Consider the following 14,296-nt stretch of genomic DNA (forward strand, 5'->3'; position numbering starts at 1 on the left):
CCGGGGTCCCCCCCCCGCCCCTCCCCCACGCCCGCGTTTGTTGGCGGGGGGCCCCGCCCCCGCGCGGGGCCCCTTCGGGGGGGGCGCCCCGCCCCCGGCCGGGCCCGCGCCGCAATCGTTCTCCGGGCCCCGCCCCGCCCCCCTCCCCTCCCTCCTCCCCACCCCCACCCCTTTCCCTTCCCCACCTGACGGCTGGGAGGAGAGAGGAGGGCGGGGTCAGCCGGGCGGGGCTCGCGGGGTGCGCGAGCCCCGCCCGGTACGGGAGGCGGGCGCTCCGTCCGCAGCGTGCGAGCGGGGCTTGCGCACCTCGTGCGCCACCTGCGGGTGCACGGACACCCCGAGGACGGCCGGCGAGCCGCCCGTCACCGCGATGTCGCCCACCCGATCGGTGCGCAGCACGCTCGCACCCAGCGCGCGCAGCCGGTCCACCGTCCGCGCGGACGGGTGCCCGTACGCGTTTCCCTCGCCGCACGAGATCAGTGCCAGCCGGGGATGCAACACACCGGTCAAAGCCCAGTCCTGATGCGCGGATCCGTGGTGCGCCACCTTCAGGACGTCCACCCGCCCCAACCGGCCCAGCAGCGCCGCCTGGGCAGGCGGTTCGAGGTCCCCGAGCAACGCCATCCGCAGTCCGCCCGCCACGGACACCAGCAGCGCGACGCTCGCGTTGTTCGCCCCCGGCGCCTCGGCAGCCACCCCGGCGTCGGGCCAGACCACCTCCCAGGACAACCCCGGGCCCACCGAGCGCCGTTCACCGCGCCCCGCGCGCAGCAGCGGGACTCCGGCACCGGCCGCCCAGCCCGCCACCCTGGCCGCCTCACCCGGTGGATCGTCCAGGGTCGTGCCCTCGATCGCTCCGACCCGGCGGCCCCGGACCACCCCCGGCACACCCTCGACGTGATCGGCGTGGAAGTGCGTCACCACCAACAACGGCACTTCCGTGACGCCCAGATCCCGCAGGCACCTGTCGGCGGCGTTCGGATCCGGCCCCGCATCGACCACCACCGCACTGTCCGGTGCACCGGCCGCGAGCACCAGCATGTCCCCTTGGCCCACGTCGCACATCACCATCCGCCACCCCGGCGGCGGCCAGCCGGTCGCGATCCGGGTGAGCTGCGGTGGCCGCAGCAACACGGCCAGCAGGACCACGAGCAGGACCCCTGTCACCAGCGCCCGCACCCACCGCCGCCGGGGGCGGACGGGCTTGCCGGACGGCGCCCGCCGTGGCAGCAGGAGCGGCATCACCCAGCAGGCCGCCAGAGTGGCCAGCGCGACCGTCGCCGTCCCGAACCACCCGCCCGGCCAGGAGAGTTGGCTGCCCGGAAGTTCGGCACCGCGCCGCGCCACCAGGGCGAGCCAGCCGACCGGCACGCCGGCCGGCTCCGCGAGCAGGCGGGCCAGATCCGGGAGGATCGGCTGCAGCACGAGCACCCCGAAGCCGAGCAGGGTCGCCGGGGCCACCGCCAGTTCGGCCAGCAGGTTGCACGGGATCGCGACCAGGCTGACGTGCCCGGACAGCACCACCGTCACCGGCGCGCACAGTGCCTGGGCGGCGGCCGTCGCCGCCAGGGCACCCGCCAGGTGGTGCGGCCAGCGCCGGGACCGCAGCGCCTCGGCCCAGTGCGGCCCGAGGACGAGCAGCCCGGCCGTGGCGAGCACCGAGAGCAGGAATCCGAAGGAACGCGCCAGGAACGGGTCGAGCAGGACGAGCACCAGGACCGCCCCGGCGAGCGCGGGCACCGCCTGCCGGGGCCGGCCGGTGGCCAGCGCGAGCATGCCGATCAGCCCCGTCCCGGCCGCGCGCAGCACGCTGGGCTCCGGCCGGCAGACGGCGACGAAGGCCAGCGTCAGCGCCGTCCCGAGCAGCGCGCTGGTGCGCAGCGAGAGCCCCAGCAGCGCGGCCAGCCCGCGCCGTTCCGGGGTGCCGGCCTGCCCCGGGGCGCCCAGCAGCGCGCCGAGGACGATCGCCAGGTTGGCCCCGCTCACCGCCACCAGGTGCACCAGGTCGGTGGCCCGGAAGGCGTCCTCAAGGTCGTCGGGCAGTCGCGAGGTGTCCCCCACGACCAGGCCCGGGAGCAGTCCGCGCGCGTCCGGCGGGAGCCCGTCGCTGGCCGTGCGCAGACCGGCACGCAGCCGCCCGGCGATCCGCTGCGGCAGACTCGGCGGCGAGAGGTGCCGGGGCGGGCCGTGGACGACCAGCAGCGCCGCACACGAGGTGTCGTAGCCGTCTCCCGCGGGCCGCACCTCGGCCTCCACCGCCAGCCGCTCCGACGGGAGCAGCCCCTGCCAGGGCCCGGATTCCGCGCCCCGGACCATGACGGTCACCGGGGTCCGCGTCCGGGTGCTCCGCCCGTCCGGCAGGAGCGTGACCCGGTCGGCCACCGCGTCGACGGTGAGGAGGGTCTGCCCGCCGGTGGTCCCGCCCCGGGCCGCGTGGGTCTTCGGGTCCCCGGCGACCGTCAGCTCGGCCTCCACCACCCGAGCGGGCTCGCCCGGGAAGCGCGGCGGGGCGTGCTCGGCCGCTCGGACGAGCTCCGGCAGCGGCCCCCGGTGCAGATCGGCGGTGTGCAGCGGGGTGGCCACCGCGGCGGCGGCTCCGCTGAGCAGGACGGCGGCCAAGGTCACCGCCGCCGCGCGTCGGCGCAGGAGCGCGGGCCTGACGAGCAGCAGGACGGCCGCCAGCGCGGCGGCACCCGCCAGGCCGAAGGCGAGGACGTCGTACCCCGGCTCCAGGCCGAGGAGCGCGGCCGTCACCATCCAGGCCGAGACGGCGGGAAGCAGCAGCCGGAAGTCGGCGCCGGTGGAGCGGTTCGGCAGGTTCGGTTCGGTGGTGGCGGGCACGGCGGTACCTCCCTTCGGCGGGTGGCGGCGACGGACGAACGACGACGGCGGACGACGGACGGACGGCAGAACAGGCGGGCAAAGGGACGGACGGGGAGGTCAGAGAGTCAGCAGCGGACGGAGTTCCGCGAACGTGCGCGCCCCGATGCCGCTGACCTGCCGGAGCTGGTCGAGCGTGCGGAACGAGCCGTGCGACGCGCGGTAGGCGAGGATGCGCTGGGCAAGGGTCGGGCCGACGCCGGGGAGGGCGTCGAGCTGTTCGAGGCCGGCGCGGTTGAGGCTGACAGGCGGTCTGGGCGTGCCGGCCGCCGGCGGTCCGTTGCCGGCTCCGGAGCCCGGGGCGGAGGCCTGAGCCGGCTCGCCGACCAGGATCTGTTCACCGTCCGTCAGGATCCGGGCCAGGTTGAGGCTTCGGGTGTCCGTCTCCGGCAGCGGACCGCCCGCCGCCCGCAGGGCGTCGGCCACCCGCGAGCCGCCGGGCAGGGTGTGCAGCCCTGCGAGGTGCACCCGCCCGCCGATGTCGACCACGACGACCGCCCCGCCCCCGGGGCCGACGGGATCGGCCGCCGGGACCGAAGCCAGGCCCGGGCCCGAGGCCGGAGCCGACGCGGACGCGGATGTCGCCCCCGCCGCCCCCGGTGAATCCGGTGAGGCCGGTGAGACCGGGGCGGAGGCCAACGCCGGCACGGCCACCGCCTGCGGTCTGGCCAGCCAGAAGTGCTGCACGGCGTAGCCGACCGCGAACAGCAGCAGGACGGCCAATCCGGCCACCGCCCGCCGGTCGAGTGCCATCGCCGAGCCGAATCGAAGGCCCGACCCGGCCCCCGGCCCCGGCGGATCCACGTCACCGCCCGCCCTGACCGGCTCCGACGGCACAGATGGCACAGGCGGCGCAGGCCCCGCCGGCGGAGGCCGCTCCCCCGCCCCGGACGGAACCGCGCCCGAAGGCGGCCCGGTCGACGCGAGCGCGCCCACTGCGGCACCGGAGCGCACCGGCCCGCCAGCCCCGACCCCGCCCCCGGCCTCGCCCCCGAGCCCTGCCCCATCGCCCACGGCGCTGCCGCCACCGGTCGGCAGCAGCGCCGCCATCCGCAGCCGGACGGTCTCGTTGATCTCGTGGCGCTTCGCCGCGCCCAGGCCCATGGTCGTCATGCCGAGGACGGTAGGAGTCCTCGGCAGAGTGCGCAGAAATTACCGAACCCCTGTGGATAACTCGGGGGTTGTGGACAAAACAGCGCACTCACACGAGTGATCGGCGCCGCGAAAAGTTGACCAGAGCCCGCAACCCGACGCGACAGACCCGCTCAGCGCGGCGCGACGACCACCGCGAGCAGCCCCGGCCCGACGTGCGCGCCGATCACCGCCCCCACCTCGCCCACGTACAGCTCCCGCAGCCCCGGCACCCGGGCCCGCAGCCGCTCCGCGAGCGGCTCGGCCCGTTCCTCGGCCGCCAGGTGGTGCACGGTGATGTCGACCTCCCCGCCCCCCGACCGCTCGACCGCGATCTCCTCCAGGCGCGCGATCGCCCGCGACGCGGTGCGCACCTTCTCCAGCGGTTCGATCCGCCCCCCGTCCAGGTGCAGCAGCGGCTTGACTGCCAGCGCCGACCCGAGCAGCGCCCGCGCCGCCCCGATCCGGCCGCCCCTGCGCAGGTGCTCCAGGGTGTCGACGTAGAAGAACCCGCTGGTCACGGCCGCCCGCCGGGTGGCGGCCTCGGCCGCCTCGGCCAGGTCCCGCCCGGCCGCGATCGCCTCGGCCGCCGCCAGCACCGCGTACCCGAGGGCCATGCCGACCAGTCGGCTGTCCACCACCCGCACGGGTACCGGCGCCTCGGCGGCCGCCAGCCGGGCGGCCTCCACCGTGCCGGACAGCTCGCCGGAGATGTGCACCGAGACGATGCCCTTCGCCCCGGCCTCGGCGGCGGCCCAATAGGCGGCGGCGAAGGCCTCGGGGTTCGGTCGGGAGGTCGTCACCCGCTGCTTGTCGCGCAGCGCCTCGGCGACGTCCTTGGGGGAGATCTCGACGCCTTCGCACAGGACCGCGTCACCGACCGCGACGCTCAGCGGGACCACCGTGATCCCGTACCGGTCGAGGGTCTCCTGCGGCAGGTAGGCCGTGGAGTCGGTGACAAGTGCGAGGTCAGAGGGCATGAGGCGGAGATTACTCCCCGTTCGTCCGGGAGGACAGCGCCCGGGTGCGAGCCCCGAAGGGCCCCGAGGGCGCCGCCGGAACAAGCACGCGGCACCCGCCGGAACGCGGCCGCAGCACCCGCCGCGGGGTGCTCAGCCCGCCGTGGGCCCCGCCGACGGCTTCCGCAGCCGCTGGGCCAGCTTGGCCAGCGGGTCGGCGAGCCCGAGCAGTTCCTCCGCGCTCGGGCGCCCCTTCCCGTCCGTCAGCCCGGCCCGCGCAGCACCGCCGGAGGCCGCCCCTGAACGCTTACCCGCAGACGTCGAGCCAGCGGAGCCAGAGGAACCAGCGGAGGCAGCGGAGCCAGCAGCGGCAGCGGAGCCAGCAGCGGCAGCGGAGCCAGCAGAGCCCGCGGAACCAGCGCCCGCAGCGGAGCCACCGGAGGAGGAGGACCCGGACGACGACTCCCCCGAGGTGTCCCAGTGCCGCAGCGCCCCCGCCTCGCTCTCGCACTCCTTGCTGAGCCGGCTCAGCTCGTCGTCCGCGAACCGGTGCATCCGGTCCTGCGCGGCCCAGCGCATGGTCTCCGCGGAGTGGGTGATCCGTTCGGCGCGCTCGCGCAGCTCCGGCAGCTTGGCCGCGATCCGCGCGGTGTCCGGCTCCCGCTCCAGCATCCGCAGTTCGCCGTCGAGTTCGGCGGCGTGCGTGTCGAGCCTGCCGAGCAGGGCGAGGGACTCGCCGAGCTGGCCGTCCTCGGGCAGGCCGCTCTCCAGCACCTGCCGGGTGCCGTCGAGCGAGGTACGCAGGCCGAGCCGGACGGCGGCGATCTGGCCGGGCGGTCCGACCTTGGTGAAGGTCTTCGCCTTGAGGGTGGCGTTCTCCACGGCGCGCCGGGCGTTGGCCTCGTGCCGCCCGATCTTCGTGGCGACGGCCTTCGCCGCCTTGACCGTGCCGACCACGGCCAGGACGAACGCCGCGATCCCGAAGAGCAGGACCAGGCCGATCATCACGCCGAACGCGTTCATCGCGAGCCACCTTCCGCCACCGTTTCGGCCCCCACCGGACCCAACGCGGGCCGTACTGCCGAGGGTTCCACGGTAGCCGCCGGATCGGGCCCGGAGCGGACGGAACGGTCCCGGGCGGCGGAGATCAGGGACAGATCGGGGATCTCCCCGAGGGTCCGCGGGTCCTCCCGGGGGTACGAGCAAGGGCGGGCGTCCCGAAGGACACCCGCCCCAGCAGCCTCGGCCGGCCGACCACCAGCCGCGCGACCTCGACCCGAGCCTCAGCCTCTCAGCATCGGCCTCAGCCGCTCAGCCTCAGCCTCAACATCAGCCGGTAACGATGTTCACCAGCTTCGGCGCCCGCGCGATCACCTTGCGCACCGTCGCCTCGCCGATCGCCGCGACGACGGCCGGGTCGGCCAGCGCCAGCGCCTCCAGCTCGGCGTCCGAGATCGTCGGCGCGACCTCCAGCCGGGCCTTCACCTTGCCCTTGAGCTGCACCACGCAGGTCACCGTCTCGTCCACCACGTACGCCGGGTCGGCGACCGGGTAGTCGGTGTGTGCCAGCGACTCGCCGTGGCCCAGCCGGCGCCACAGCTCCTCGGCGATGTGCGGGGCCAGCGGCGCGACGATCAGGACCAGCTGCTCGGCCACGGCGCGCGGCGTGGAGCCGCGCTTGACCAGGTAGTTGTTCAGCTCGATCGCCTTGGCGACGGCCGTGTTGAACCGCAGCCCGGCCATGTCGCCGCGGATGCCGTCGATCGCCTTGTGCAGGGCACGCAGCGTCGCCTCGTCCGGCTCCTCCTCGGTGACGACCAGGTCGCCGGTGGCCTCCGAGACGACGTTGCGCCACAGCCGCTGCAGGAAGCGGTACGAGCCGACGACGGCGCGGGTGTCCCAGGGGCGGGAGACGTCCAGCGGGCCCATGGACATCTCGTACAGGCGCAGCGTGTCGGCGCCGTACTCGTCGGCGATGTCGTCGGGCGCGACGGCGTTCTTCAGGGACTTGCCCATCTTGCCGGCCTCGCGCTTGACGGCCTCGCCCTGCCAGAAGTGCTGGCCGTCGCGCTCCTCGACCTCGGCGGCGGGCACCGGGAAGCCGCGCTCGTCGCGGTAGACGTCGGCGGTGATCATGCCCTGGTTGAACAGCTTGTGGAACGGCTCGACGGACGAGACGTGGCCCAGGTCGTGCAGCACCTTGTGCCAGAAGCGCGCGTACAGCAGGTGCAGCACGGCGTGCTCGGCACCGCCGACGTACAGGTCGGCGCCGCCGGCCGGCTTGGTGGCCGTGGGGCCCAGCCAGTACTTCTCGTTGGCCGGGTCGACGACCGCCGAGGAGTTCGACGGGTCGACGTAGCGCAGCTCGTACCAGCACGAACCCGCCCAGTTGGGCATGGTGTTGGTCTCGCGCCGGTAGCTGCGGACGCCGTCGCCCAGGTCCAGTTCGACGTTGACCCAGGCCTCGTTGCGCGACAGCGGGGTCTTCGGCGAGGAGGTGGCGTCGTACGGGTCGTAGGTGTGCGGCGAGTAGTCCTCGACCTCGGGGACCTCGACCGGCAGCATCGACTCGGGCAGCGCGTGCATGACGCCGTCCTCGTCGTAGACGATCGGGAAGGGCTCGCCCCAGTACCGCTGGCGGCTGAACAGCCAGTCCCGCAGACGGTAGTTGACGGTGCCCTCGCCGATGCCGCGCTCGGCCAGCCAGGCGGTGACGGCGGCCTTGGCGTCGACGACGCTCAGCCCGTCCAGCGTCAGCCCGTCCCGGGTGGAGTTGACGATGACGGAGTCGTAGGTGTCGAAGGCGTCGTCCCAGGCGGCCGGGTCCTCGCCGCGCCCGTCGGTGGGCTGGACGACGCAGCGCATCGGCAGCGCGAAGGCGCGGGCGAAGGCGAAGTCGCGGTGGTCGTGGGCGGGGACGGCCATGATGGCGCCGGTGCCGTAGCCCATCAGCACGTAGTCGGCGATGAACACCGGGACGGACGCGCCGCTGACCGGGTTCACGGCGTAGGCGCCGGTGAAGACGCCGGTCTTGACCTTGGCCTCGACCTGCCGCTCGACGTCCGACTTGGCGGCGGCGGTGGCGCGGTAGGCGGCGACGGCCTCGGCGGGGGTGGCGGCGCCGCCGGTCCACTCGGCGGGCACGTCGGCGGGCCAGGCGGCCGGGACGATCGAGTCGACCAGGCCGTGCTCGGGGGCCAGCACCATGTAGGTGGCGCCGAACAGGGTGTCGGGCCGGGTGGTGAAGACGGTGATCTTCTCGTCGGAGCCGACGGCGAAGTCGACCCGGGCGCCCTCGGAGCGCCCGATCCAGTTGCGCTGCTGCAGCTTGATGGCCTCGGGCCAGTCCAGCAGGTCCAGGTCGGAGATCAGACGGTCGGAGTACGCGGTGATGCGCATCATCCACTGGCGCAGGTTGGACTTGAACACCGGGAAGTTGCCGCGCTCGGAGCGGCCGTCCGCGGTGACCTCCTCGTTGGCCAGGACGGTGCCCAGGCCGGGGCACCAGTTGACCGGCACCTCCTTGGAGTACGCCAGCCGGTACTCGCCCAGCAGTTCGTCGCGCTCGGCGGCGGACAGGTCGGCCCACGGGCGCCCGTCCGGGGTCGGCTTCGCGCCGGACTCGAACCGGGCGATCAGCTCGGCGATCGGCCGGGCCCGGCCGGCCTGCTCGTCGTACCAGGAGTTGAAGATCTGCAGGAAGATCCACTGGGTCCAGCGGTAGTACTCCGGGTCGATCGTGGAGATCGAGCGGCGCGGGTCGTGGCCCAGGCCCAGCCGGCGCAGCTGCTGGCGCATGTTGGCGATGTTGGCCTCGGTGGAGACCCGCGGGTGGGTGCCGGTCTGCACGGCGTACTGCTCGGCGGGCAGGCCGAACGCGTCGTAGCCCAGCGTGTGCAGCACGTTGTGGCCGGTCATCCGCTGGTAGCGGGCGTAGACGTCGGTGGCGATGTAGCCCAGCGGGTGGCCGACGTGCAGGCCCGCGCCCGAGGGGTACGGGAACATGTCCATGATGAAGCTGTGCGGCTTCGCGGCGACGTCACCGGCCGCCGGGTCGGCCAGCGCACCGGCGGGGTTGGGGGCGTTGAAGGTGCCCTCCTTCTCCCAGAGGTCCTGCCAGCGGGACTCGATCTCCGCCGCCAGCGCGGCGCTGTACCGGAACGGCTCGGTCGCGGTCTCGGCCGTGCCGGACGCAGGGGTCGTCTCGCTCATGGTCCTTCAAGCTCCATCGATGTCAGTTGGCGAACCGCGCACGCGGCCGGCCCGTGAACGGGGGCGGAAAACAAAAAATCCCCTCGCAGGAGGGGACGCCACGCCGACTCCGGCACCGCCCGAGGGCGTAACCGGTCCTGGTCAGCGCGGCCGGCTAAGGAGCAGGCGCACGGTTCGCATGGGCTCAGGGTACCGCAAGCAGATCAGCGCGCTCCCGGGTATCCACCGGGGCCCGACGGCCCCGGGCCCGGCCCCGTACGGGCCTCACCTTCGACGCGAGAAGCCCCCACCACACGCGGCCCCCGCCCCTGCACGGGCCTCACCGCCCCGCCGAGGCCGACGCCGCCCGCGTCGCCGCGTCGAAGTCGCGCAGCGCCCGTGCCAGCCGCTCGGACTGCATGCCCGCCGCGAGCGCCCGGGCGAGCGACGCGGTGCGGGCGGCCTCCCGCTGGTCGCCGAGGCGCCGGTGGGTCTCGGCGAGGCGGACCATCAGCAGCGCCTTGGACCGCCCGCGGCCGGCCCCCAGCCCGGCGACGGCCTCGGCGAGCAGCGCCTTGGCCATCCGGTGCTGGCCGAGTGCCAGCCGCCCCTCCCCCACCATCCCGGCGAGTTCGGCGCGGGCCGACTCCGTGCCGGGCACGCCGTCGAGTTCGGCGAAGGCCCGGGCGGCGGCGGCCTCGGCCTGCTCGGCCTCGCCCCGGCGGCCGTGCGCGCGGGCGATCCGGCCGAGTTGCCGGGCCCGTCCGGCGGGGCTCAGCACGGAGCCGTGCCGGGCCAGGGCGGTGTTGAGCGCGGCGACGGCGTCCAGGCCGCGCCCGCCGGTGCCCTGGGTGGCGAGCACCACCAGGCCGCCGAGCACGGCGACGCCGAGCCGGGCGTCGCCACTGACGTGGGCGGCCCGCAGGGCGGCGACGAAGGCGCGCTGGGCGGCCGCGTCGTGGCCGAGGTCGTACGCGGCCCAGCCGGCCAGCCGGGCGAGCCGGCTGGCCGTGCCGTAGAGCTCGCGGCCGACCCGTTCGTCGTAGGCGCCGAGTTCCAGCAGCTTGGCCAGCATGGCGAGTTCGGCCCGGGTGGGGCCGAGGACGAGTCCGCCGCCGCAGGAGCGTTCGAGCCGCTGCTTGCTGCGGTAGGACAGGCCGAGGTCGCCGACGAGGCCGGGGTCGATGCGCAGCGCCCCTTCGCCGCCCCCGACGGGCGGGGGCGGGGAGGCGAGCCGTTCGGCGGCCTGGTCGAGGTCGGCGCCGCGGAAGAGGTCGGTGAGGCGGACGGGCCCGGCGTCGGTGGCGGCCTCGCGCAGCGCGGTCTGGGCGGTGTCGGCGGTCCACGGGTCGGTGAGCAGCCGGGGCGAGAGGATCTTGGCGCCGCGGTGGCCGCCCATCCGGCCCCAGAGCTGTTCGTAGGTGACGGCGATGCCGAGGGTGCGGCTGAGCACTTCGCAGACGGTCTGGTCGTGCGGGCTGCGCGGCACCATGCCGCGGTCGCGCCACTTGTAGGGGGCGGTGGAACTGATGGCCAGGCCTGGCGGCAGGGCGAGGCTCACCTCGCGGGCGAGCCGTTCCGGACTCCAGCCGAGCTGGTGCAGTATCCGGGCCAGTTCCTCGTTCCGCCTTCTCTCCAGATCGGCCATGGAACGACGGTAGCGGTCTTTCCCGCCGTTCCGCCGGTGGCATGCGCAGAACGCCGAAGGGCCGCCTCCCATTTCGGGAGGCGGCCCTCGACTGCTGTGGAGCTACGGGGAATTGAACCCCGGACCTCTTGCATGCCATGCAAGCGCTCTACCAACTGAGCTACAGCCCCTTGACCTGCGATGTCACCGGGGGCTTTCGGCCGTTTCCGTCCGGTTTCCCTCGGCGACATCGACTACTTTACACGGTCCCGGGGGTGCTCCACGAATCCGTTCCCCGGGGCCCGCGTTCCCGCTCCCCCAGGCCCGCGCTCGCCCTCCCCGGAGCCCGCGCTCGCCCACTCCGGGCCCTGCACCGCCGCCTCCGGGGCCCCCGCCCCGCCCCGAAGGCGGCCCGGCAACGCGAGAGGCCGCCACCCGATGGGTGACGGCCTCTCAACTACTGTGGAGCTACGGGGAATTGAACCCCGGACCTCTTGCATGCCATGCAAGCGCTCTACCAACTGAGCTACAGCCCCGCGACACGGGCGCTCCTGATCGAACAGGACCGCTGGTGCGGAGTGGAGCTATGGGGAATTGAACCCCAGACCTCTTGCATGCCATGCAAGCGCTCTACCAACTGAGCTATAGCCCCGCAGTCGTCGGATCTCCCGCTTCCCTTCCGGGCCGCGTTCCTTCCCTGCGAACGAGGAAAACTCTAGCTGGTCAGGCCCGGAACTGCGAAATCCGCCCCCGCGGAGCCCCTGCAAGCCCCCTGCGAAGCTCCTGCACGCCCCTGGCGAGCCCCCGGGCAGCCCCTGCACGCCCGCAACCCGGCCCGGCCCCGCCCCACCCCACCCCGCGACGCGCCCGTCGCTCAGGCGTCGTCGCTCAGGCGTCGTCGCTCAGGTGTCGTCGCCGATGACCGGCTGCGGGAGCGTGCCCGCGTTGTGCTCCAGCAGCCGCCAGCCGCGCGCCCCCTGCCCGAGCACCGACCAGCAGCAGTTGGACAGCCCGCCGAAGCACTCCCACTGGACCGGGTCCAGGTCCAGCAGCCGCCCGAGCATGGTGCGGATGGTGCCGCCGTGGCTGACCACGACCAGCGTCCCGTCCTCCGGCAGCTTGTCGACGGCCTCCAGCACGACCGGCACCGAGCGGTCGGCGACCTCGGTGGCCAGTTCGCCGCCGCCGCGCCGCACCGGCTCACCGGCCGCCCAGGCCGCGTACTCCTCCGGGAAGCGGTCGCGGATCTCGGCGTTGGTCAGGCCCTGCCAGGAGCCCGCGTAGGTCTCCCGCAGGCCCTCGTGGTGCTGCACGTCGAGGCCGGTGACCTTGGCCAGTTCCTCGGCCGTGCGCTTGGCCCGGGTGAGGTCGGAGGAGATCAGCAGGTCGGGGCGCAGGCCGGAGAGCAGCCGGGCCGCCCGCTGGGCCTGGAGGACGCCCTGGTCGGTCAGTTCGATGTCCGTGGTGCCCTGGAAGCGGGACTCCAGGTTCCACGAGGTCTGGCCGTGGCGCCAGAAGACGACGCGCGGCCCCCGCCCGTCCCGGCTCAGTGCAGGTCCTCGGGCTTGCCGAAGTCGTCGGCCGGGGCGACGACGTTGCCGGCCTCGTCGGTGTGGGCGTCGGGCCGGTTGCGGGTGGCCAGGGCGTCCTCGGGCAGCGGCAGCTCGGGGCAGTCCTTCCAGAGGCGGTCCAGCGAGTAGAAGGAGCGCTCCTCGGAGTGCTGGACGTGCACCACGATGTCCAGGTAGTCGAGCAGGATCCAGCGGCCGTCGCGCTCGCCCTCGCGGCGCACCGGCTTGATGTCCAGCTGCTCGCGCAGCTGGTCCTCGATCTCCTCGGCGATCGACCGGACCTGGCGGTCGTTGTTGGCGGAGGCGATCAGGAAGGCGTCGGTGATCGACAGCACCTCGCTGACGTCGAAGGCGATGATGTTGTGCGCGAGCTTGTCTGCCGCCGCCTGCGCGGCGACGGTGATGAGCTGCTGGCTGTGGTCGGTGACGGTCACGGTGTTCTTCCGGCTCGGCGGCTTGGGGGGCGACCCCTGGCTCCTGGCCGGGGGTCGCCTTCCAGGATCTCACGCCGCCCGGGCGGCCCCGGAACGCTTTTCCGGGGCCGCCCGGGCCGCAGGCCGCGGCCTACTGGCTCTTCGGCGGCTGGTAGTCCTTGCCGAGCACGACCACCAGGTCCGCGTTCTGGGCGTCGCCGACCTTCTTCACCGCCGTGTCCGGCAGTCCGAGGCTGATCGCCAGCGACTTCGCCGCGGCCTGCCGGGCGTCGTCGGTGTAGCGGATCTCACTGGCGGCCTGCGCGGCGGTCTTGGAGCCGCCGGGCAGGAAGGTCAGGCCGGAGTTCACGATCTGGACCTGTGCGGCGGCCGCCGCCTGGTCGTTGCCGGTGGCGTCCTGGAGCGAGACCCGGGCGGGGGCGTCGGCGGAGGCCGCGGACTTCACGGTGCCGCCGAGCACGTCCTTGACCTGCTTGCCGGCGGTGACGTCGTCCAGGCCGCCGTCCGGTTTGACGGTCAGCGCGGTGGTGCCGAGGTGGCCGTCCTTCGCCTGCTGGGCGAGCTGGGCGAGCACCCCGGCGAGGGCGTCCTCGGGCAGCGAGGGGTCGAGCACCGCGTTCATCCGGTGCACGTCGTCCTTGGCGTCCTTGAACTCGGTGGGCATGGTGCGCACCACGGCGTCCATCACCTGTCCGAACCGGGCCAGTTGGGCGTCCCGGTTCTCGCCGGACGCCTGGAGGGTGGCGTAGGCGACCGCGGCCTTCCCGTTCAGCAGGGTGTTCTTGCCGGCCGCGGACAGCAGCTTGCCGTCCGGCTTCCCGCCCTCGTGGGTCTCCGCGTTGGTGTCCACCCGGACGCCGCCGAGCTGGGAGACCAGCATCTCCAGGTAGGGGGTGTCCAGCCGCCAGGTGCCCGCGACCGGGGCGCCGAGCACGGTGGACAGGCCGTCGCGGGTCGCGGAGGCGCCGATGCTGTCCATGGCCTGGCCGACGGTGGTGACCGGCGGGTCGCCGGGGCCGGGCAGCCGCAGGGTGTCGGGCAGCAGGAGCACGGTGCCCTTCTTCCCGGTGGAGTCGTTGACCAGCAGCGCGCTGGAGACCTTGCCCTGGAGGTCGCGCAGGTGGACCACGTTGACCTGGCGCGGACCGGCGGCGCTCGCCGCGGTCTGCTTGTCGCCGGTGAACCAGAGGTAGCCGCCGGCGCCGGCCGCCGCGAGCGCCACCACCGCGCCGAGGCCGATCAGCCGGTTGCGCAGCCGGCGGCGGCGCTCGGCGCGCACCTCGCTGCGGGACTCGGCGAACTTCAGCCAGTCGATGACGTCCTCGGACTCCTCCTCCTCGTCGACGAAGGTGAACTCGTCCGTGGGGTAGTCGTCCTTGGCGCCCTTGCCTCCGGCCTTGCCGCCGGACTTGCCGGCCCGGGCCCCGCCGACCAGTTCGGACGGCGGCTCGGGCTTGGCGCCCGCCGCCTCGGCGGCGGGCCGGGCGGCCCCGCAGGCCCCGC

Annotated in this window: 9 protein-coding genes and 3 tRNA genes; all 12 read right to left on the minus strand. The window is 74.4% G+C overall.

What is annotated here, in order from left to right; genetic code table 11:
* Nucleotides 1-216 precede the first annotated feature (216 nt).
* Nucleotides 217-2,841 carry a ComEC/Rec2 family competence protein gene (locus tag ACFVTF_RS15030; RefSeq protein ID WP_387813687.1) on the minus strand — a complete coding sequence of 875 codons (2,625 nt, stop codon included), beginning with the start codon at nucleotides 2,839-2,841 and terminating at the stop codon, nucleotides 217-219.
* Between the two features lie 99 nt (nucleotides 2,842-2,940).
* Nucleotides 2,941-3,633 carry a helix-hairpin-helix domain-containing protein gene (locus ACFVTF_RS15035; RefSeq protein ID WP_387813689.1) on the minus strand — a complete coding sequence of 231 codons (693 nt, stop codon included), beginning with the start codon at nucleotides 3,631-3,633 and terminating at the stop codon, nucleotides 2,941-2,943.
* A gap of 512 nt (nucleotides 3,634-4,145) precedes the next feature.
* A complete protein-coding gene (locus ACFVTF_RS15040; RefSeq protein ID WP_387813691.1) occupies nucleotides 4,146-4,991 on the minus strand; it encodes a DegV family protein in 846 nt (281 codons plus the stop codon).
* A 132-nt stretch (nucleotides 4,992-5,123) separates the two neighbouring features.
* A complete protein-coding gene (locus tag ACFVTF_RS15045) occupies nucleotides 5,124-5,993 on the minus strand; it encodes a hypothetical protein (RefSeq protein ID WP_387813693.1) in 870 nt (289 codons plus the stop codon).
* Between the two features lie 306 nt (nucleotides 5,994-6,299).
* The gene (gene leuS / locus ACFVTF_RS15050; protein WP_387813695.1) at nucleotides 6,300-9,182 is read right to left on the minus strand and encodes a leucine--tRNA ligase; all 2,883 of its coding nucleotides are present in this window, start codon (nucleotides 9,180-9,182) and stop codon (nucleotides 6,300-6,302) included.
* Nucleotides 9,183-9,501: 319 nt separating this feature from the next.
* Complete coding sequence (locus ACFVTF_RS15055) at nucleotides 9,502-10,809, minus strand: hypothetical protein (RefSeq protein ID WP_371516913.1); 1,308 nt, start codon at nucleotides 10,807-10,809, stop codon at nucleotides 9,502-9,504.
* A 97-nt stretch (nucleotides 10,810-10,906) separates the two neighbouring features.
* Nucleotides 10,907-10,979: transfer RNA gene (locus ACFVTF_RS15060), tRNA-Ala, on the minus strand.
* Between the two features lie 272 nt (nucleotides 10,980-11,251).
* A tRNA-Ala gene (locus tag ACFVTF_RS15065) sits at nucleotides 11,252-11,324 on the minus strand.
* 43 nt (nucleotides 11,325-11,367) lie between these two features.
* Nucleotides 11,368-11,440, minus strand: a tRNA-Ala gene (locus ACFVTF_RS15070).
* 250 nt (nucleotides 11,441-11,690) lie between these two features.
* Entirely contained in the window at nucleotides 11,691-12,338 is a 648-nt protein-coding gene (locus ACFVTF_RS15075) for a histidine phosphatase family protein (protein WP_387813716.1), read from the minus strand.
* Nucleotides 12,335-12,793: a ribosome silencing factor gene (gene rsfS / locus ACFVTF_RS15080; RefSeq protein ID WP_063347541.1), complete on the minus strand. Its 459-nt coding sequence runs from the start codon at nucleotides 12,791-12,793 to the stop codon at nucleotides 12,335-12,337. The genes ACFVTF_RS15075 and rsfS overlap by 4 nt, the downstream gene beginning before the upstream one ends.
* 130 nt (nucleotides 12,794-12,923) lie before the next feature.
* Nucleotides 12,924-14,296: LCP family protein (locus ACFVTF_RS15085; RefSeq protein ID WP_387813698.1), on the minus strand; the 1,373-nt coding region annotated here is incomplete at its 5' end.

Source organism: Kitasatospora sp. NPDC057940 (assembly GCF_042887425.1).
In the GTDB taxonomy this organism is placed as follows: Bacteria; Actinomycetota; Actinomycetes; order Streptomycetales; family Streptomycetaceae; genus Kitasatospora.